Source organism: Brevundimonas sp., from assembly GCF_041911375.1.
Classification (GTDB): Bacteria; Pseudomonadota; Alphaproteobacteria; order Caulobacterales; family Caulobacteraceae; genus Brevundimonas.
Genome location: NZ_JAYRPA010000081.1, coordinates 1 through 18,700 on the forward strand (window position 1 = coordinate 1; position 18,700 = coordinate 18,700).

The window sequence follows — 18,700 nt, forward strand, 5'->3', positions numbered from 1 at the left end:
CGGCGCCCCGGCGCGCGCCCGTCAGGACCAGCAGGGCGGCCAGCGCCGCAGCCAGGCCGGTCATCATCCAGAAGGCGATCATGGCCGCCGTCTAGCCCATGCGGGCCGGCCTTCAAAGGGCGCGCGACGCCGCGCCCTCAGCCGTGCTCTCGGTCACGCTTCCGGCCGCCCGCGCCGCCTCGGCGGCCGCCGCGCGTCTGCGGACCGCCCTGGCCGCCTCCAGCGCCTCGATCAGGGTCAGGAAACGCGCCGCCGTTCCGACCAGGCGCAGGGCCCGGTCGATGTCGGGCGCGTCGCCGTCCCCCACGCTGTCCAGCGCCTCATTGGCCCAGACGGTCAGATAGTCCGTCAGCTCGGTGTTCAGCCGCTGGCGATCGGATTCACAGCCGAACACCACCGCCGCCCCCCTCAGCGCCGTCACCATGCCCAGCAGGGCCGCGGCGGCCTCGATCGGCTCGCCGCCAGCCGGCGCCTCCAGCCACGGGGCCATCCGCGTCATCCGCCCGGCGATGACCTGCCGCTTCATCGGCAGCGCGGCGTGCGCGGCCGATCCGGCCGAACGCATCAGGCCCGACAGCTGCCCCGACAGCTTGACCCGCGCCATCCGCGTGGTCTTGCCCCACGGCGAGTCCGGCCGCAGCTGCAGCGTCATGTCCAGTTCCGACAGGACCGCGGCGCACCAGGTCGCATCGGCGACCGCCTGCATCGTCTCGGTCTCGTCCGGGGCCGGTCCCAGGGCGCCCAGACGCAGCACCCGCTCGCTGACCGACGCCAGCAGCCGGTCTACGAAGACCGCCATCTCCGAATGGCTCAGCACCAGTTCGTTGCCCGCCGAACGGCTGGTGCGGGTCACGACGCGCAGCATGCGCTCGGCGTCGGCCACATGGGCGAACAGGATGTCGACGATCCGCCGCCCGCCCTCCGGCCCGATGGCGTTGGCGTCCTGGATCAGCAGCCTGAGCCCCGCCGCCTGCTCGTCGTCGGGCCGCTCCAGCCAGACCGGCAGGCGCGGCAGAGCCCGCCGGGCCAGGGGCGCCAAGTCGAAACAGCCCGCCAGCTCCTCGCGCGCCTCGCGGCTCGCCTCGGGCCAGACCTCGCCGTGACGGTCACGGACGGCGGCGGATGCGGCGGCGCACAGCCGGTCGGCGACCGTGGTCCAGTCGCCCTCCGTTGGCCCCGCCCCGTCTAGCATCGGCAGCAGGTCCGCCTCGCGCTCGGCCGCCACCCGCCAGGCGCGGTCGCGGGCGCCGGCGGGAAAGACCAGCCCCTGCACGCCGTCCTCGCGCGCCGCGAACATCGGCGTCAGCGGCCCAAAGGCGATGTCGCGCCGGCGCCGCCCGCGCCATTCGTCCTCGATCAGCCGGGCCAGCTCCGCCGTCTTGCCGTCCGTCTCGACCCCAGCCTCGGGCTCGACGGGAAAGCCGGCGCGCAATCCGTCCAGAACCGCGTCGCCGCAGCGCTGGACCAGGCCTCCAAGGAGCGCCCTTTGCGTTTCGGATAGCGCCGTCAACCCCGTCTCCGCCGTTCGGCGTCATGGTGCCCCGCCAATGTTAACAAGCGCTTGGCGTCACAGCTCGGCGGCGGGCAGCTCCAGCACAACCTTCAGCCCGCCCATGTCGCTGTCCCCCAGGGTCAGCCGGCCGCCATAGGCCCGGGTCAGGTCATCGACGATCGACAGCCCCAGGCCCGATCCGGGCGCATCCTCGTCCAGGCGCGCGCCGCGCTTCAGCACCTCGGCGCGCGCGGCCTCGGGCAGGCCCGGACCGTCGTCCTCGATCACCGTGACCAGCCGCCCAAGCCCGTCCGGTCCCGCCGACACGCGCACGCGCCGCCGGCTGAACTTGGCGGCGTTCTCGATCAGATTGCCCAGGATCTCCTGCAGATCCTGCCGTTCCCCCAGGAAGGCCAGGCCGTCCGGCGCACGCCAGTCGATCTCCACCGCCTTGTCGCGGAACACCTGCTCGATCATCACCGCCAGTTCGTCCAGCACCTCGGGCACGTCGGTCTTCTCGCCCAGGCCGTGGGCGGCGCGGGCGGCGGCGCGGGCGCGGCGCAGGTGGTGATCGACCTGGCCCTGCATCACCCGGGTCTGGCGCCGCACCAGCTCGGGCAGGGCGCCGTCGGCGGTTCCCGCCTCGGCCATCATCACCGAGATCGGCGTCTTCAGCGCATGGGCCAGGTTGCCGACGTGGGTGCGCTGGCGCTCCACGACCTCCTGATTGTGGTCCAGCAGCCGATTGACCTGTTCGGCCAGGGGCTGGATCTCGACCGGATAGCTGCGCCCGATCCGCGCCGCCTTGCCCTTGCGCACATCCGCGATCTCGTTGCGCAGCTCATAGAGAGGGCGCAGGCCCACCTGGACCTGAATGAACACCGCCGACACCAGGCCGAACCCCATCACCAGCAGGGCGATCCAGGTCACAGTGGCGAACTGGCGCGTGTCGGCGTCGATGTTGGATCGGTCCAGCGCCGCCAGGAAGATCACCGGCTCGTCATAGCGCGGGATGGACTTCATGCTGGCGGCGGCGCGCAGCGGTTCGCCCTTGGGTCCCCTGGCGTCGAAGCTGATGACGTCGCCGAACGCCGCGTCCAGTTTCTCGGGCAGATCCTCGGGGGTGTCTAAGTCGGCGTTCCACAGCGACTGGGACCGTTCCAGCATGATCAGCCGCCCGTCCGGCCCCTCGCGCGCGATGGCCCAGTATTTCCCGGACAGCAGACGCAGGGTGCGGGCGTCCTGGATCTGCGGCACCGCCTCGCCCTGCGGCGTGCGGGCGGCGGCGACCACGATCTCGTCGATCGTCTCGCTCAGCACATTGCCGAGGCGCCGCAGGGCCGATTCCTGAAACGCCTGGGTCAGGAACAGGGCGGCGACCACCAGGGCCAGCAGGATCCAGGCCGATGCCAGCCAGATCAGCCGGCGCGTCAGCGAACGGCCGGGCCGCCCGAACCAGCGCCCCCAGTCCCGCCGCCGCGGCCGCGCGGACGCGGGCGCCGCGTTCACGCCGCCTCGGATTCGCCCGGCAGGGGCGTCAGCCGATAGCCCAGACCGCGCACGGTCTCGATGCGGTCCGAGCCGACCTTCTTGCGCACCCGACCGATGAACACCTCGATGGTGTTGGAGTCGCGGTCGAAGTCCTGGTCGTACAGATGTTCGACCAGTTCGGTCCGGCTGATGACCCGGCCCTGGTGCATCATCATGTAGTGCAGCAGCCGGTATTCCAGGCTGGTCAGGCGCAGCGGCTCGCCATTGACGCTGGCGCGCGCCGCGCGGGGATCCAGCCGCAGGCCGCCGCACGACAGCGTCGCCGAAGCGTGCCCGGCCGAGCGCCGCAGCAGCGCCCGCAGCCGCGCCAGCAGCTCCTCGGTGTGGAACGGCTTGGTCAGATAGTCGTCCGCCCCGGCGTCGAAGCCCGCCACCTTGTCCGACCAGGCGCCGCGCGCGGTCAGGATCAGCACCGGCGTCGCCTTGCCCTCGCGCCGCCAGCGCTCCAGCACGGACACGCCGTCGATCTTGGGCAGGCCCAGATCCAGCACGATCACGTCATAGGGTTCGTTCTCGCCCAGATAATGGGCTTCCTCGCCGTCCGGCGCGTGGTCGACGGCGTAGCCCGCGTCGCCCAGCGCCGTCTTGAGCTGACGCGACAGGTCCGCGTCGTCCTCGACCAGAAGCACGCGCATCAGTTCGGCCTGCGACGCTGGCTGTTGTCGTCGCCGCCCTGGCGGGCGCGGCCGGTCTGTCCGTCCACGACCACCTCGCGCACGCGGCCTTCGCGTTCGACCAGGACCGAATAGTCGCCGTTGCGGCGCGGCTGGGTGTCGATGACGCGGCCGCCGCCGGCCTCGCCGCCACGTCGTCGCGCCTCGTCGGGGCTGACGCGCGGCGCAGGCCGCTCCTGCGACTGTGGACGTTGATCGCGCGATTGGGCGACCGCTTCCGTCGACAGGACGGGAGCGAGGGCCAGGGCCGCGACGGCGACGATAAGGCTGGCGGGTTTGCTGAACATGACGGCCGATCTAGCTCCGTTCGTCTGAACAGGTGCTGAATGATCCGTATAGGTGAAAGCGGGGCCTGCGCCAAACCGGCGATCGGCGATGCTGTCGGTTTTCTCATGCAGATGAACCGAACCTGATCGCGGCTGTTCAGATCGGGCTCAGGCGCAGGGTGGTGATCTCCTCCCATCGCTGGTCGGATCGACCGGCGCCCAACCGAGGAGATACATCATGCGGAAGTTCATCGTTCCCGCCGTCGTCCTGGCCGCCGCTTCGGTCGCGGCGCCGTCCTTCGCCCAGTCCTATCACCGCCCGGCCCCGCACGCCGTCAGCTACGGTTCGTGGCAGTCGATCAACGCCCGCCAGGCCAACCTGGACCGCCGCATCGACCAGGGCGTCCGCTCCGGCCAGCTGAGCCGTCGCGAAGCCACGCGCTTGCATGGCGAGTTCGCCAGCCTGCTTCGTCTGGAGGCCAACTACCGCCGCGGCGGCCTCACGGCCTGGGAACGCAATGACCTGGATCGCCGCTTCGACCGCCTGTCGGCCCAGATCCGCTACGAGCGTCGCGACCGCGACAACCGCCGCGGCTGATCCGTCGCCCTCAGGGATTTCAGGGGTCCGTGCGCTCACGCAGCGCGCGGACCCTTTGTCTTAGGTGCGGCACGACCTCGGCCTCGAACCAGGGGTTCCTGCGCAGCCAGGCGGTGTTGCGCCACGACGGGTGCGGCAGCGGCAGGATCGCCGGTCCATAGTCGCGCCAGGCTCGTACCGTCTCGGTCATGTTGGCCTTGGCCCGCGCGCCCAGCGCCCAGGCCTGGGCGTAGCCGCCCACCAGCAGCGTCAGCTCCATCTCCGGCAGGGCCGCCAGCAGCCGCGGCCGCCACAGCTCGGCGCAGCGCGGCGGCGGCGGATAGTCCCCGCCCTTGGGCGCCGTGCCCGGATAGCAGAAGGCCTGCGCCGCCACCCCGATGCGGCGATCGTCGTAGAAGGTCTCGTAATCCACGCCCATCCAGTCGCGCAGGCGGTCGCCGGACGGATCGGTGAACGGCAGGCCGCTCTCGTGCACCCGACGCCCGGGCGCCTGGCCGCAGATCAGCAGCCGCGTCTCGGGAAAGACCCGCACCACCGGTCGCGGCGTGTGCGGCAACACCCCGGCGCAGGCCCGACAGGCGCGAATGTCCTCGACGACGGACTGCAGGTCAGTCGTCATCCGCCTCCTCGACCGGCGGGCGGCGGCTCAGGGCCAGGGCCGTCTCTTCCTCGGTCGGCTGGCGCAGCCGCGTCACGCCCCGGAAGTTGTCCGGATCGACCGGCTTGCCCTTCTTGGTGATGGTCAGCCTGCCCTGGCGCATCAACCCCAGCGCCACGGCCCGCACCTTGGGCAGCATGCGTTGCCACTGTTCGGGCTGAAGCTCCTTAGCCACCTCGGCGGGCTCGATGCTCTTGCCCGGGCCGATGGCGGACAGTTTGTTCAGGATTGCGGTTTCGATCGGATCGCTCATTGCGCCTATATGCTGCAGCGCACGCTCGGAAGTAAGACCCAGACATGACCAACAAGATCACCGTGACCGAAGGCGAGTTCGCCGGCTGGCAGACCTACGACCACCACGACACCTTCGACACCGTCGTCGGGCCCTTCTACAGCCGTCCCGATCCGGACGGTCAGATGCGCTGCGCCTTCCGCGCCGAACAGAAGCACATGAACGCCGGCGACCGTATGCACGGCGGCTGCCTGATGACCTTCGCCGACATCGCCATGTTCCAGATCGCCTATCAGGAAATGGAGGGCGCCTCGGGCGTCACGGTCCAGCTGGACTCGACCTTCATCGACGGCGGCTACGTCGGCGAGCTGATCGAGGCCACGGGCCAGGTCACCAAGGCCGGCAAGAGCCTGATCTTCGTGCGCGGCCAGATCACCACGGGCGAGCGGCTGCTGATGACCTTCTCCGGCGTGATCCGGAAGTTCACCCCGCGCTGATCACGCGCCCGCCTTCGCCGCCGGCCGGGCGCGGCAGGTCTCCAGCCACCGCGCCAGGTTCTCCAGCTCCGCCGGCGGCCGGTATTTGATCAGGCGGCCGAAATCCAGGCCGACCACGGCGACGATGTCGGCGATGGTGAAGCGGTCGGCGATGAACTCGCGGTCCGCCAGGCGGCGGTCCAGCGTCTTCATGAACTTCTCGGCGCCGGCGCGACTGTATTCGGCGACCTGCGGCTGGGGCGTCTCCAGCGCGGCCAGGGCGGGATGGCTGAAGCGCACGGTCAGCATCATCGGATTGGCCAGGTAGATCTCGCACCGGCGCATCCACATCTCGATGATCGCCTGCTCCTTGGGGTCGCGGCCGAACAGGTTCGGCTCCGGGTGCAGCGCCTCCAGATAGCGGCCGATGGCGACGGACTCGGAGATGCAGGTCCCGTCGTCCAGCTCCAGCGCCGGCACGTGCGGCACGCCGACCTTGGCCCGATAGTCCGGCGTGCGATGCTCGCCCGACATGATGTCGATCTCGACGACCTCGACGTCCTCGATCCCCTTCTCGGCCATGACCCAGCGGACCCGGCGCGGGTTGGGCGCACGATAGGAGGTGTACAGCTTCATGGCGGCGTTCCCGTTGCTTTTGGAAACGCTACTGCGCGAACACCGCCGCGGGCAAGGCGCCGACGATGGCGGCGCTCATCAGGGTGGCCATGAAGCCGGCGAACAGGGCCTTCCAAATCAGGCCCAGCACCTCCTCGCGGCGCTCGGGCATCAGCACCGACAGGCCTGTCACCGTGATCCCCACCGAACCGATGTTGGCGAAGCCGCATAGGGCATAGGTCATCAGCATCCGCGTGCGTTCGCTCATCTCGCCCGCCGGAATGCGGCCCAGGTCGATGAAGGCGACGAATTCGGTCAGGGTCAGCTTGACGCCCAGGAGCCAGCCGGCCTTGCCCGCCTCGGACGCCTCGACCCCCGTCAGCCAGGCCAGGGGGGTGAACAGCACGCCCAGCATCCGCTCGACCGTCAGCGGTTCGCCGAACACGACCACGCCGCTCAGCATCACGTTCACCAGCGCCACCAGCGCCACGAAGACGATCAGCACCGCCGAGATGTTCAGCACCACCATCAGCCCGTCCGACGTGCCCTTGGAGATGGCGTCGATGGCGCTGTCGTACTTCAGCGCGGAATCGTAGCTGATCGCCTGGGCGGCCTCCTTGTTGGGCTCCGGCACGATGATCCGCGCCAGCAGCACCCCGGCGGGCGCCGAGACGATGGAGGCGACCAGCACGTGGCCCGCCGCATTGGGCAGGGTCTGCGACAGGATGCTGGCGTAGGCCACCATGGTCGACCCCGCGACGGTGGCCAGGCCCACGGTCATCATCAGGAAGATTTCCGACCGGCTCAGCTTGTCCAGATAGGCCTTGATGACGATCGGGCTCTCGATCGTGCCCAGGAAGATGTTGGCCGCCACCGCCAGGGCCGAGGCGCCGCCCAGGCCCATGGTGCGCTGGAACAGGAAGCCGAAGCCCCGGATCAGCCACTTCAGGATCTTCCAGTGCCACAGCAGCGCCGACAGGGCCGAGATCACCATGATCAGCGGCAGCACGTTGAAGGCGAAGGTGAACAGGGCCCCCTCGTTGGCCACCGCATAGGGCTGGTCGCCCCCCGCCAGATAGCCGAACACGAACCGCGTGCCCTCCGCCGTCGCCCGCGCCAGGCCGTCGATGGCGCCGGTCACCGCCGCCAGCACGCCGCGCGATCCGGGGATGGCGAACAGGGCCAGGACCAGGGCCGCCTGCACGGCGACCGCGCCCAGCGCCAGCTTCCACGGAAACACCCGCCGGTTTTCCGAAATCGCCCAGCACAGGGCGACGATGACGACCAGGCCGAACAGGCTCTGGAGGTTCAGGAGGCTGAACATGAAGGCGGGTCCCCTCGCCGCGCGGCGGTCTTATCCGCTTCAAGGCCAAAGTGACGCGGCTGGCAAGGGCGCCGGGGCCGCGCGCGATCAGATAGATCAGCGGTCGCCCTCTGCCGCCGCGCGGCGACGCCTTACAGCTGGCGACGCACCAGCTTGCCGTAGTGCTCCATCAGGTCCAGCGACAGGGCGCCGGGCGTGAAGCGATAGTCGCCGATCTCGCTGACCGGGGTCACTTCCACCGCCGTGCCCGTCAGGAAGCATTCGGAGAAGTCCGCCAGCTCTTCCGGCTTGATGTCGCGCACCACCACCTCGATCCCCTTGGCCTGGGCGATCTCGATCACGGTCTGGCGGGTGATGCCGTCCAGGATGTGGTCCACCCGGGGCGTGTGCAGCACGCCGTCCTTCACGAAGAAGACGTTGGCGCCGGTCGCCTCGGCCACGAATCCGCGCCAGTCCAGCATCATGGCGTCGGCGAAGCCGCGCCGCTCGGCCGCGTTCTTGGACATGGTGCAGATCATGTACAGGCCCGCCGCCTTGGCGGTGGTCGGGGCGGTCGCCGGATCGGGACGACGCCACTTCGACCATTCCAGACGCAGGCCGCGCGCCTTGACCTCGGGGTCGAAATAGCTGGGCCAGTCCCACACGGCGACAGCCAGGTGCACCTTGTTGTTCAGCGCCGAGACGCTGGTCTGCTCCGGCCCCAGGAAGGCGACGGGGCGCACATAGCAGTCCGTCAGGCCGTTCTTGGCGCAGGTCTCGTTGCAGATGGCGTCGATCTCCGCGACGCTGTAGGGAATCTCGAAGTCGAGCAGTTCGGCCGACCGTTTCAGGCGCTCCGAATGCGGCGTCAGCTTGAAGATTTCGCCGCCATACATACGCTCACCCTCGAACACGGACGATCCGTAATGCAGGGCGTGGGTCAGAACGTGCGTTTTCGCTTCCCGCCAGGGCACGAAATCGCCATCTACCCAAATCCAGCCGTCACGATCGTCGAAAGGAACGAAGGCCATTGCAATACGTCTCCCGCGGAACCGAGGGTGTTAGACCCGCCCGAATCGCTCAGGTCAACGCCTTGCGCGGAGAGAAGGACGCATGAGCCTGACGGAATCGCGCGCGCACGGCCGTTCGGGTCCCATCGCCGGGCCCGGCGTCGGTCGCCATCTGCTGATCGTCGATGACGACGACCGCATCCGTGAGCTGCTGAAGGAGTTCCTCTCGCGCGAGGGTTATCGCGTCACCGGCGCCGCCCACGCCGCAGCGGCCAGGCGGATGATGGAGCTGATCGAGTTCGACCTGGTCGTGCTGGACGTCATGATGCCCGGCGAGAGCGGCTTCGACCTGACCACCTGGGTGCGCAGCAAGGCCGAGACGTCCAAGACCCCCGTCCTGCTGCTGACCGCCAAGGGCGATCCGGAGGACCGCATCGAGGGCCTGTCGCGCGGGGCCGACGACTACATGTCCAAGCCCTTCGAGCCGCGCGAGCTGGTGCTGCGCATCGAGGCCATCCTGCGCCGCACCGGCGGCAAGCCCCTGACCCCGCGCGAGATCAAGCTGGGCGCCGCGGTGTTCGACATGGAGCGGCTGGAGCTGACCCGCGACGGCGCGCCCCAGCGCCTGACCGAGGCCGAGGCGCAGTTGCTCAAGACCCTGGCGCTGCACGCCCATTCGCCGGTCGAGCGGATGAGCCTGTCGCCCGACACCGCCGACATCACCGGCCGGGCCGTGGACGTCCAGGTCACCCGCCTGCGCCGCAAGCTCGAGGCCGATCCGAAGAACCCCCGCTATCTCCAGACCGTACGCGGCGTCGGCTATATGCTGGCCCCGGACTGAGGATCGCGCGATGCGGCTGCTGCCCGCCTCCCTGTGGCCGCGTTTCCTGAAGCGGCGGCTGCCCACCTCGCTGTGGGGCCGGTCGCTGCTGATCATCGTCCTGCCGGTGCTGGTGATGCAGACGGCGGTGACCTGGATCTTCTTCGACGCCCACTGGCAGACGGTCACCGCGCGCCTGTCGGAGGGGCTGGCCGGCGACATCGCCTGGGCGGTCGAAAGCTACGAGGACGATCCCAGCCGCGAGAACCTGGAGCGGATCGCCGACCGGGCCGAACGCTCCATGTCCCTGTCCATCGCCCTGCAGGAGGACCGCACCCTGCCGACCGAGCAGCGGCGCGGCGCCATCGGCGTGGTCGACCGCGTGCTGGACCGGGCGCTCGACTCCCGCCTGGACCGGCCGTACTGGTTCGACACCACCCGCTATCCCGCCTACGTCGACATCCAGGTGCAGGAGCCGCAAGGGGTGCTGCGCATCATCGCCCCGCGCGAGCGCGCCGTGGCGACCCAGGCCCACATCTTCGTCCTGTGGCTGGCGGTGGCGACCGTCCTGCTGATGGGCGTGGCCATCCTGTTCATCCGCAACCAGGTGCGCGCCATCGAACGGCTGGCCGACGCCGCCGAGGCCTTCGGGCGGGGCGAGACCGTGCCGCGCTTCAAGCCGCACGGCGCGCGCGAGGTGCGGGCCGCCGCCGCCGCCTTCCTGGCCATGCGCGACCGCATACAGCGCCACATCGACCAGCGCACCGCCCTTCTGGCCTCGGTCAGCCACGACCTGCGCACGCCCCTGACCCGCCTGCGGCTGGAGCTGGCCCTGGCGCCGCCCTTCAAGCGCCAGGCCGCCATGCGCGGCGACCTGGACGAGATGGAGCACATGATCGACGAATACCTGGACTTCGCCCGCGGCGAAGCCGGGGAGCCGCCCCGCCCCGTCTCCATTCCCGACCTGCTCCACACCGCCGCCGCCGACGCCCGCCGCGTGGGGGCCGAGGTCGAGGTGTCGGCGCCCGAGAGCCTGACCACGGCGGTGCGCCCCCTCGCCTTCAAGCGCGCCCTGGTCAATCTGACGGGCAACGCCGCCGCTCACGGCGATCGGGTCCGCCTGTCCGCCCGCGCCCTGGCCTCGGGCGGGCTGGAGATCGTGGTCGAGGACGACGGCCCCGGCATCCCCGAAGAGATGCACGAAGAAGCGTTTCGCCCCTTCTCGCGCCTGGACGAATCCCGCAACCAGAACCGCAAGGGCGCGGGCCTGGGCCTGGCCATCGCGCGCGACGTGGCGCGCGGCCATGGCGGCGACGTGACCCTGGGCCGCAGCGAGCTGGGCGGGCTGAAGGCGACGATCCGCCTGCCCACGCCGGTTTCGACCGAGGCCCCCTCTAGCGAAACGGCGCCCTAGGGGTCATCTTCATCCCGACAGGGACTGGAGATGGAACATCATGCGTAAATTCGCCTTCATCGCGCCCCCCGCCGCCGTCGTGGCCGCCCTGGTCGTCGCCGGCGCGGCCCAGGCGCAGCCCGCCGTCAACGTCACGGTCGGACAGGACCTTCAGGAACGGGTCGAGAAGCTGGGCGACCGCGCGGTCGACGAACAGGTCTCGCGCCTTCGCACCGAGGTCGAACAGGCCCTGGCCCAGCGTTATCCCGGCGCCTCGGCCGAGCTGGTCCTGACAGACCTCAAGCCCAACCGCCCCACCATGCAGCAGGTGCGCGACACGCCCGGACTCAATCCGATCCGCAGCATCTCGATCGGCGGCGCGGCGGTGGAAGGGTCGATCGTCACCGCCGACGGCGAGCGTCGCCCGGTGAAGTTCTCCTACTATTCGCCCAGCATTCGCGACGTTTACGGCTTCGGCATATGGCACGACGCCGATCGGGCTTTCGACCGGCTGGGGGCCAACATCGAGCGCGGCCGGTACTAAGTCAGCCCATCTCGCGGTTGCGGCGCACCGCCGCCGCGACCGTCTCTTCCAACATCGTCGCCAGCCGGCCGTCCCGGTCGAGCGCGTCCAGCCCCGCGCGGGTCGAGCCGCCCGGCGAGGCGATGCGGCCGATCAGGGCGTCCAGCGCGTCCTCGCCCATCGAATCCGCCGCCGAGCGCAGGGTCGCGCGCGCCAATACGTCCGCCGTCGATGCATCCAGGCCAGCCGCCTCGCCCGCACGGGCCAGGGCCTCGGTGAAGGCGTAGACATAGGCCGCGCCCGACCCGGCCACCGCCGTCGCGGCGTCCATCAGGGCCTCGTCCGCAAGATCGACCGTCTCGGCCATCGGTTCGAACAGGGCTCGACCCAGCGCGCGCGCCGCCGGGTCCGCCGCCCAGACCGACGCCACGCCGCGTCCGCGCGACACGCCGGTCGTCGGCATGACGCGCACGATCGGCCAGCCGCCCAGGCCCTCGGCCAGCGTCGGCGCGGTCACCCCCGCCATCACCGACAGAATGGTCGCTTCGTCGCCGAGATAGGGCAGCAGCGGCGTTGCCACGGCGCGCCACATCGCCGGCTTCACCGCCAGCACGACCACACGCGCCGTCTTCAGCGCTTCCGGGTCGGGATTGATCCGCGCGCCTCTGGCCCGCGCGGCCTCGGCGGCCGGCTTCTCGGACGGGCTCAGGATGATGAGGTCGGACGGCGCGACGGTGTCCGTCAGCAGCCAGCCTTCGAGAATGGCCGACCCGAGACGGCCGCAGCCGACCAGAACGACCGGTCCCGCGACGCGCATCAGGCGGTGCCGACAGTCTCGAACAGGCAGGCGTCGATCGCCTCCTGCGGCTTCTTGTTCCCGCGCACCATGAAGTCGAAGGCGGGATAGTAGCGATCGGCCGCCTCGATCGCGGCGTCGATCATCGACGCGGCCTGAGCCAGGGTCGGCCGCTCGCCCAACGGCAGGGCCAGCGAGTGACGGAAGACGATCTCCCCGTCCTCGGCCCACACTTCGAAATGCCCCATCCAGGTGCGCTGGTTGATCAGGCCGACCAGTTCATAGGCCGCGGTCTTGCGGCTCTTGGCCACGCGCAGGTCCAGGGCGCAGCACAGCTGCAGGCAGTCGCCCTCGGGCCGCCAGGCGAACCACAGCTCGTAGTCCTTCCAGTCGCCGGCCAGCGAAAACGCCAGGTCGCCGTCGTCGGTCCGGTCGAACGGCAGGTTCTCGGCCGTGAGCACATGCTCCACGACCTCGAGCGGGTCGACGGGCACGTCCACTTCTTCGGGCCGGGCTGCATCCATGGAGCGGTCTCAGTTCTGACGCCGGCCGCGCGATTCGCGACCATTAACGGGACGTTAGGCGTGTTCGCAGATTCGGCTCAACCGCCTGCGTCCTCGGGGGGAGTTCCGCCTGTGGACGTTCCCTTGCGAGGCTTGCTCGCGGGCGTCTGGGCGCTCTTCAGCGCCGCGATCTCGGCGCGCAGGGCGGCGATCTCGTCCTTCAGCACATCGAACTCGTCGCGCCGGACCAGATCCATCTCGGCCACGATCCGGTCGGTCTGGGCGCGCCAGGCGGTCTTGGCCTCTTCCCCCGCCGCCTGGGCCAGGCCCATCGCCCCGGTCGTCAGCTTGGCGAACTCGTCGAGGATGGGATTTCGGGTCTGCATGGGTGGGCTCCGAATCGAGCAGGGTTAACGAAGGATTGCGTCATATGGTGAACGAAACCTTGATGGCCATGCGATGGCGTCGCACGAACGGGCGAAGCGCCCTATATGCCCGGCGATGACCGAGGAGCCGCCCACCGACCTGAAGGCCGCCGCGCTGATCGCCGACGAGGCGCGTCGCGCGCCCGACAAGCCCGGCGTCTATCGCATGTACGGCGAGGACGGCGCCTGCCTCTATGTCGGCAAGGCCAAGTCTCTGAAGAAGCGCATCGTCCAGTACGCGCAAGGCCGCTTCCACACCCAGCGCATCGGCCTGATGGTCTCCCTGACCCGGTCGATGGAGCTGGTCGTCACGGCGACCGAGACCGAGGCCCTGCTGCTGGAATCCAACTTCATCAAGAAGCTGAAGCCGCGCTTCAACGTGGTGCTGCGCGACGACAAGTCCTTCGCCGAGCTGATGATCCGGCGCGACCACCGCGCGCCCCAGGTGCGCAAGCACCGCGGGGCGCACACGGTCCAGGGCGACTACTTCGGCCCCTTCGCCTCGACCTGGGCGGTCAACCGCACGCTGAACACCCTGCAGAAGGCCTTCCTGCTGCGCTCATGCTCGGACAGCGTCTACGAGACCCGCACCCGGCCGTGCATGCTGCACCAGATCAAGCGCTGCTCGGCGCCCTGCACCGGCCTGATCAGCCTCGAGGACTACGGCGAACTGGTCACCGAGGCCGAGCAGTTCCTGCGCGGCAAGTCGCGCGCCGTCATCGGCCGCCTGTCCAAGGAGATGCAGGCGGCCTCCGACGAGATGGACTTCGAACAGGCCGCCCGCGTGCGCGACCGCATCCGCGCCCTGTCGGCCATCGCCATGGAGAATTCGGTCACCGCCGACAGCGTCGCCGAGGGCGACGTCTTCGCCCTGCACACCGACGGCGGCCAGGCCTGCGTCCAGGTCTTCTTCTACCGCGCCGGCCAGAACTGGGGCGGTCGCGCCTATTTCCCGCGCGTCGACAAGACCGACACCGACCCGGAGATCCTGGCCGCCTTCCTGGGCCAGTTCTACGAGGACAAGCCGATCCCGCGCCTGATCCTGTCCAACGTCCGCCCGCACGAGCTGGAGCTGCTGGAGGAGGCCTTCTCGATGAAGGCGGATCGCAAGGTCGAGATCGCCCGGCCGATGCGCGGCGAAAAGCTGGCCCTGGTCGACCACGCCCTGACCAACGCCAGGGAAGCCCTGGGCCGCCGCCTGGCCGAAAGCTCGGCGCAGGGCAAGATCCTGGACGAGGTGTGCGAGGCCTTCGGCCTGGACGGCCGGCCCGAGCGGATCGAGGTCTACGACAACGCCCACATCCAGGGCACGAACGCGGTCGGCGGCATGATCGTGGCCGGCCCCGAGGGCTTCCAGAAGTCGCAGTACCGCAAGTTCAACATCCGGGGCGAAGACCTGACCCCCGGCGACGACTACGGCATGATGCGCGAGGTTCTGCGCCGCCGCTTCTCCCGCCTGGTCAAGGACGAGGCCGAGGGTGAAGACGTCGTCCGCCCCGACCTGCTGCTGATCGACGGCGGCGCGGGACAGCTGGCCGAGGTGCTGGCGGTCATGGCCGAAATGGGCGTGGACGACATCGCCGTGGTCGGCGTCGCCAAGGGCCCCGACCGCGACGCGGGGATGGAGAAGTTCTTCATCCCCGGCAAGCCGCCCTTCATGCTGCCGCTGAAGTCGCCGGCGCTCTATTATCTGCAGCGCCTGCGCGACGAGGCCCACCGCTTCGCCAACGGCGCCCACGCCAAGCGCCGCTCGATGGACATCAAGCGCAATCCGCTGGACGAGATCGAAGGCGTCGGCCCCGGCCGCAAGAAGGCCCTGCTGCACGCCTTCGGCTCCGCCAAGGGCGTCAGCCGCGCCTCGGTCGCCGACCTGGTGAAGGTGGACGGCGTCAGCCAGCCGCTGGCGGAACGCATTCACGCCTTCTTCCGCAAGAGCTGATCCGGCTCTAAAAGGCCCTCCATGAGCGCCAAAGAAGACGAACTGACCGCCGGCTACCGCCGTTTCCGCGCCGACCACTGGCCCGAAGCGCGCGCCGAATACGAAGCCCTGGCCCAGGGCCAGAAGCCGCACACCCTGATCGTGGCCTGTTCCGACAGCCGCGCCGATCCGGCCCTGATCTTCGACGCCAAGCCGGGCGAGCTGTTCGTCGTGCGCAACGTCGCCAATCTGGTCCCCCCCTATGAGCCGGACGGCAAGCTGCACGGCGTTTCGGCCGCGCTGGAGTTCGGGGTGAAGGTGCTGGGGGTCAAGCGGATCGTCGTGATGGGGCACGCCCACTGCGGCGGGGTCAACGCCATGATCAACGGCGCCCCCGACCTCGTCGCCGACTTCGTCGCCCCTTGGATCGCCCAGGGCACGCCCGTCGTCCAGCACGTCGCCGAGACCGTCGCCCACGACCAGCTGGAGCGCGCGGCCGAGGAAGCCATCGTGCGCCTGTCGATCCGGAACCTGCGCACCTTCCCCTGGATCGCCGAGCGCGAAGCCAGCGGCGCCCTGCAGCTCAGCGGCCTGCATTTCGGCATCGCCGACGGCGTCCTGACCGCCCTGACCGACGCCCCCCGGTTCGAACCGTTGGCCTGACAAGCGAACCATGCCACACCCGCGGCGTTGCGAGGACATGACGATGAACACCGCCCACCGCGCCAATCCCATCCCCAACATCCTGACGGGCGTGCGCCTGTTCGCGGGCGTGGTGATGTTCCTGATCCTGGCCGGCGCCACCAGCGGCTTCCCCTTCGCCGATCAGTGGATGAGCCCGGACGACCAGTTCGCCCTCTACCGGACCGGCTTCTGGATCTTTGTCATCGCCGCCTCGACCGACTGGTTCGACGGCTGGCTGGCGCGGCGCTGGAACGCGACGTCCAGCTGGGGCGCCATCCTGGACCCGATCGCGGACAAGGTGCTGACCACCGGCGCCATCCTGGGCGTGCTGACGTCGGGCTCGGTGCCGCAGATCATCATCCCCTGCGGCCTGATCCTGTTCCGCGAGTTCGCCGTCTCGGCGCTGCGCGAGACGATGGCCGGCCGCATCGAGCTGCCGGTCACCCTGGCCGCCAAGTGGAAGACGACGCTGCAGATGGTGGCCCTGGGCTGCCAGCTGTTCGCCCGCAACTGGGACGGCTTCGGCCTGTCGTTCGAATATCTGGACGAGTTCCAGTTCTTCTCCGACGTGCTGATCTGGCTGGCGGCCATCATCACCCTGTGGACCGGGTGGCAGTATTTCCGCGAAGCCCGCCGTCAGATGCGCGCAATCTAGGTAGAATGGACCTCCAGAAGCCTGGCGCTTCTGGATCGTCATTCCGGGCCGCGCGCAGGACGACCAGGAACGCCTCGCGAATGGCCGGCGATCAGGGCCTGAGGGTCAGTCCGCGCGGCGTCGCCTCGAAGCCGGACAGCCGGCCCAGATAGCTCATGCCCAGAAGCGAGTAGGACAGGCCGTCCTCGACCACCAGCGCCTCCACCGCCTCGACGCGCGTGCCGGCGACCGAGACGGACGCCAGCTGGACCGGCGCGGCGCGCGCCAGGCCCGACGCCGTCTGCACCTGGCGCGTGAAGGCGTCGGGCGCCGGATCCACGCCCAGGCGACGCGCATCCTCGCGGGTCAGGGCCACCACGGTGGCGCCGGTGTCGACCAGGACGTCCACGGCCCGGCCGTCGATACGCGCCTGGGTCCAGTAGTGGCCGTCGGCGCCGCGCACCACCTGCGCGGCCGAGCCGCTGGCCGGCGGCGGCGACGCCTGAAGGACGGCCGCCTGCGCCGGGGTCGCGCCGTCCAGGTGACGCACCGCCAGCGCCGTCGCGCACGACAGGCTCATGGCGACGCCGAGCACGATGACGGATTGAAGATCGAACCGGACCATGCCGATGGTCTAGCGCGCCGATCTTGGGATGCGGTGAAACGACGTGGCTGACGAAACCTTACCCGCCCAGCTTGGCGGGATCGATTCGGGAGCGTCGCGACGGCAGTTCGGCCATCACCGCCGCCCGGCCCTCTTCGCCCAGCGCCCGCCAGCCCGCGATCTCCTTCAGGGTGCGAAAGCATCCCAGGCACAGGCCGCTCTCGCCGTCGACGGCGCAGACCATGACGCAGGGCGTGGCGATCGCCGGGGGCGGCGGTTTTGGCGGGGCTGCGCTCAATATGACACCAACGCGAAAAACACTCCGACTTCGGATGGATAAGTTTGCTTTTTCACGAAACTGTCTTATATTGCTCGATGACGCGAAACGACTGAGGGTGAGACCCCCATAGGTACGACGCGTCTCTTTTCATCGTTCTGCGAAAGGAGACGCCAAGATGAACGATAAGGAGCGCAATCTCCAGCACGCCATGATGTCCTTCGCCCTGTGGGGCGGGATGCTGGTGAACAGTCGGCAGATGCCGTCAAACTCCGGCCGGGTGGTCAGCCATCCGTCCAACTTCGTACCCTACACGATCAAGAAACGCTGACGCCTGTCGCAGGCCAGCGCTGCGGAAGCCCCGGTGGAACCCGGGGCTTTTGCAATTCCGGGCTTGCCTGACGCGGCGTCCGCAGCCGATGACGGGCCCAGCAACGGAGACGACGCATGGGCCTGATCGCCGAGGAACGCCGGGACGCGGTGCTGATCTGGACGCTGGACCGCGAGGCGCGGCTGAACGCCCTGCCCGATCTGGACGACGGCGACGCGGTCGCGGCGGCCTGCGAGCGGGTCAACGCCGATCCGGGCGTCCGCTGCGTCGTCCTGACCGGCGCCGGGCGCGCCTTCTCGGCGGGCGGCGACCTGACTGCCATGCGCGACCGCCGCGACCTGTTCGAAGGTTCGGGCGCCGCGATCCGCGAACGCTACCGCCGCGTGGTCCACCGCATCGTGCGCGCGCTGTACGGGCTTGAGGTTCCGCTGGTGGCGGCCGTCAATGGTCCCGCCATGGGGCTGGGCTGCGACATCGCCGGCCTGGCCGACATCCGCATCGCCTCCGATCGCGCCAGCTTCGGCGTGCCCTTCCTGAAGCTGGGCATCATTCCCGGCGACGGCGGCTCCTGGCTGCTGCCGCGCAATATCGGCTACGCCCGCGCCGCCGAAATGCTGTTCACCGCCCGGTCGATCGACGCCGCCACCGCCGCGCAATGGGGCCTGGTCAACCGCGTCGTCGACCATGACCTGCTGATGGACGAGGCCCTGGCGACGGCGGGCCAGATCGCCGCCCAGCCGCCCCAGGCCCTGCGCATGGCCAAGGCCCTGCTGCGCCAGGGTCGCGACATGAACTTCGACCAGATGCTGGAGATGTCGGCGGCCATGCAGGCCCTGGCCCACCTGACCGAGGATCACCAGGAAGGCGTCGCCGCCGTGCTGGACAAGCGGCCGGGCGCCTTCACCGGCCGCTGATCC

24 protein-coding genes are annotated in these 18,700 nt (G+C 69.8%); 10 read left to right on the forward strand and 14 right to left on the reverse strand.

Features of this window, described 5'->3' with window-relative positions:
* Positions 1 to 112: 112 nt before the first annotated feature.
* Genes ACE3PU_RS13725 through ACE3PU_RS13740 form a run of 4 tightly spaced genes read right to left on the reverse strand, consistent with a single transcriptional unit; the run spans position 113 to position 4,004 of the window.
* A complete protein-coding gene (locus ACE3PU_RS13725) occupies positions 113 to 1,510 on the reverse strand; it encodes a hypothetical protein (RefSeq protein WP_374390662.1) in 1,398 nt (465 codons plus the stop codon).
* Positions 1,511 to 1,567: 57 nt separating this feature from the next.
* Positions 1,568 to 3,001, reverse strand: a complete 1,434-nt coding sequence (locus tag ACE3PU_RS13730; protein ID WP_374390663.1) for a sensor histidine kinase — start codon at positions 2,999 to 3,001, stop codon at positions 1,568 to 1,570.
* Positions 2,998 to 3,678 carry a response regulator transcription factor gene (locus ACE3PU_RS13735; protein WP_374390664.1) on the reverse strand — a complete coding sequence of 227 codons (681 nt, stop codon included), beginning with the start codon at positions 3,676 to 3,678 and terminating at the stop codon, positions 2,998 to 3,000. Before ACE3PU_RS13735 ends, ACE3PU_RS13730 begins: the two co-directional genes overlap by 4 nt.
* Entirely contained in the window at positions 3,678 to 4,004 is a 327-nt protein-coding gene (locus ACE3PU_RS13740) for a hypothetical protein (protein WP_374390665.1), read from the reverse strand. The genes ACE3PU_RS13735 and ACE3PU_RS13740 overlap by 1 nt, the downstream gene beginning before the upstream one ends.
* A gap of 217 nt (positions 4,005 to 4,221) precedes the next feature.
* On the opposite strand from ACE3PU_RS13740, the gene ACE3PU_RS13745 reads away from it, so the two are divergent.
* Positions 4,222 to 4,581 carry a hypothetical protein gene (locus tag ACE3PU_RS13745; protein ID WP_374390666.1) on the forward strand — a complete coding sequence of 120 codons (360 nt, stop codon included), beginning with the start codon at positions 4,222 to 4,224 and terminating at the stop codon, positions 4,579 to 4,581.
* A 19-nt stretch (positions 4,582 to 4,600) separates the two neighbouring features.
* Here the strand turns inward: ACE3PU_RS13745 and ACE3PU_RS13750 are convergent, their stop codons facing one another.
* Both ACE3PU_RS13750 and ACE3PU_RS13755 read right to left on the reverse strand, forming a co-directional pair.
* The gene (locus ACE3PU_RS13750; RefSeq protein WP_374390667.1) at positions 4,601 to 5,200 is read right to left on the reverse strand and encodes a uracil-DNA glycosylase family protein; all 600 of its coding nucleotides are present in this window, start codon (positions 5,198 to 5,200) and stop codon (positions 4,601 to 4,603) included.
* A complete protein-coding gene (locus tag ACE3PU_RS13755; RefSeq protein WP_374390668.1) occupies positions 5,190 to 5,492 on the reverse strand; it encodes a DUF3253 domain-containing protein in 303 nt (100 codons plus the stop codon). The genes ACE3PU_RS13750 and ACE3PU_RS13755 overlap by 11 nt, the downstream gene beginning before the upstream one ends.
* A gap of 44 nt (positions 5,493 to 5,536) precedes the next feature.
* Between ACE3PU_RS13755 and ACE3PU_RS13760 the strand changes: the two genes are divergently transcribed.
* On the forward strand, positions 5,537 to 5,968 hold the full coding sequence (locus tag ACE3PU_RS13760; protein ID WP_374390669.1) for a PaaI family thioesterase: 432 nt from the start codon (positions 5,537 to 5,539) through the stop codon (positions 5,966 to 5,968).
* Here ACE3PU_RS13760 and ACE3PU_RS13765 read toward each other — a convergent pair whose 3' ends face one another.
* From ACE3PU_RS13765 to ACE3PU_RS13775, 3 genes are all read right to left on the reverse strand, one after another.
* Positions 5,969 to 6,583 carry a glutathione S-transferase family protein gene (locus tag ACE3PU_RS13765; RefSeq protein ID WP_374390670.1) on the reverse strand — a complete coding sequence of 205 codons (615 nt, stop codon included), beginning with the start codon at positions 6,581 to 6,583 and terminating at the stop codon, positions 5,969 to 5,971.
* Positions 6,584 to 6,611: 28 nt separating this feature from the next.
* A complete protein-coding gene (locus tag ACE3PU_RS13770) occupies positions 6,612 to 7,886 on the reverse strand; it encodes a NupC/NupG family nucleoside CNT transporter (RefSeq protein WP_374390671.1) in 1,275 nt (424 codons plus the stop codon).
* A gap of 131 nt (positions 7,887 to 8,017) precedes the next feature.
* On the reverse strand, positions 8,018 to 8,896 hold the full coding sequence (locus tag ACE3PU_RS13775; RefSeq protein ID WP_374390672.1) for a branched-chain amino acid aminotransferase: 879 nt from the start codon (positions 8,894 to 8,896) through the stop codon (positions 8,018 to 8,020).
* Between the two features lie 82 nt (positions 8,897 to 8,978).
* Here ACE3PU_RS13775 and ACE3PU_RS13780 point away from each other — a divergent pair, with 82 nt between their 5' ends.
* From ACE3PU_RS13780 to ACE3PU_RS13790, 3 genes are read left to right on the forward strand one after another with little or no spacing between them, the layout of a single operon-like run.
* A complete protein-coding gene (locus ACE3PU_RS13780; protein WP_374390673.1) occupies positions 8,979 to 9,716 on the forward strand; it encodes a response regulator in 738 nt (245 codons plus the stop codon).
* Between the two features lie 10 nt (positions 9,717 to 9,726).
* Complete coding sequence (locus ACE3PU_RS13785) at positions 9,727 to 11,109, forward strand: ATP-binding protein (RefSeq protein WP_374390674.1); 1,383 nt, start codon at positions 9,727 to 9,729, stop codon at positions 11,107 to 11,109.
* Positions 11,110 to 11,149: 40 nt separating this feature from the next.
* Positions 11,150 to 11,632: a hypothetical protein gene (locus ACE3PU_RS13790; RefSeq protein WP_374390675.1), complete on the forward strand. Its 483-nt coding sequence runs from the start codon at positions 11,150 to 11,152 to the stop codon at positions 11,630 to 11,632.
* Between the two features lies 1 nt (position 11,633).
* Here the strand turns inward: ACE3PU_RS13790 and ACE3PU_RS13795 are convergent, their stop codons facing one another.
* From ACE3PU_RS13795 to ACE3PU_RS13805, 3 genes are all read right to left on the reverse strand, one after another.
* Complete coding sequence (locus ACE3PU_RS13795; protein WP_374390676.1) at positions 11,634 to 12,428, reverse strand: pyrroline-5-carboxylate reductase family protein; 795 nt, start codon at positions 12,426 to 12,428, stop codon at positions 11,634 to 11,636.
* A complete protein-coding gene (locus ACE3PU_RS13800) occupies positions 12,428 to 12,931 on the reverse strand; it encodes a YbjN domain-containing protein (RefSeq protein WP_374390677.1) in 504 nt (167 codons plus the stop codon). Before ACE3PU_RS13800 ends, ACE3PU_RS13795 begins: the two co-directional genes overlap by 1 nt.
* Before the next feature lie 77 nt (positions 12,932 to 13,008).
* Positions 13,009 to 13,296, reverse strand: coding sequence for an accessory factor UbiK family protein (locus tag ACE3PU_RS13805; RefSeq protein ID WP_374390678.1), 288 nt, complete (start codon positions 13,294 to 13,296; stop codon positions 13,009 to 13,011).
* Positions 13,297 to 13,411: 115 nt separating this feature from the next.
* On the opposite strand from ACE3PU_RS13805, the gene uvrC reads away from it, so the two are divergent.
* From uvrC to pgsA, 3 genes are read left to right on the forward strand one after another with little or no spacing between them, the layout of a single operon-like run.
* Positions 13,412 to 15,274: an excinuclease ABC subunit UvrC gene (uvrC, locus tag ACE3PU_RS13810; protein WP_374390679.1), complete on the forward strand. Its 1,863-nt coding sequence runs from the start codon at positions 13,412 to 13,414 to the stop codon at positions 15,272 to 15,274.
* Between the two features lie 21 nt (positions 15,275 to 15,295).
* A complete protein-coding gene (locus ACE3PU_RS13815; RefSeq protein ID WP_374390680.1) occupies positions 15,296 to 15,916 on the forward strand; it encodes a carbonic anhydrase in 621 nt (206 codons plus the stop codon).
* 43 nt (positions 15,917 to 15,959) lie between these two features.
* On the forward strand, positions 15,960 to 16,592 hold the full coding sequence (gene pgsA / locus ACE3PU_RS13820) for a CDP-diacylglycerol--glycerol-3-phosphate 3-phosphatidyltransferase (RefSeq protein WP_374390681.1): 633 nt from the start codon (positions 15,960 to 15,962) through the stop codon (positions 16,590 to 16,592).
* A 91-nt stretch (positions 16,593 to 16,683) separates the two neighbouring features.
* Here the strand turns inward: pgsA and ACE3PU_RS13825 are convergent, their stop codons facing one another.
* Positions 16,684 to 17,196, reverse strand: coding sequence for a TIGR02281 family clan AA aspartic protease (locus tag ACE3PU_RS13825; RefSeq protein ID WP_374390682.1), 513 nt, complete (start codon positions 17,194 to 17,196; stop codon positions 16,684 to 16,686).
* A 58-nt stretch (positions 17,197 to 17,254) separates the two neighbouring features.
* Positions 17,255 to 17,473 carry a DUF1289 domain-containing protein gene (locus ACE3PU_RS13830; protein WP_374390683.1) on the reverse strand — a complete coding sequence of 73 codons (219 nt, stop codon included), beginning with the start codon at positions 17,471 to 17,473 and terminating at the stop codon, positions 17,255 to 17,257.
* Between the two features lie 157 nt (positions 17,474 to 17,630).
* On the opposite strand from ACE3PU_RS13830, the gene ACE3PU_RS13835 reads away from it, so the two are divergent.
* On the forward strand, positions 17,631 to 17,783 hold the full coding sequence (locus ACE3PU_RS13835; protein WP_292086338.1) for a hypothetical protein: 153 nt from the start codon (positions 17,631 to 17,633) through the stop codon (positions 17,781 to 17,783).
* A gap of 116 nt (positions 17,784 to 17,899) precedes the next feature.
* Complete coding sequence (locus tag ACE3PU_RS13840; protein ID WP_374390684.1) at positions 17,900 to 18,697, forward strand: crotonase/enoyl-CoA hydratase family protein; 798 nt, start codon at positions 17,900 to 17,902, stop codon at positions 18,695 to 18,697.
* The last annotated feature ends 3 nt before the right edge of the window (positions 18,698 to 18,700 follow it).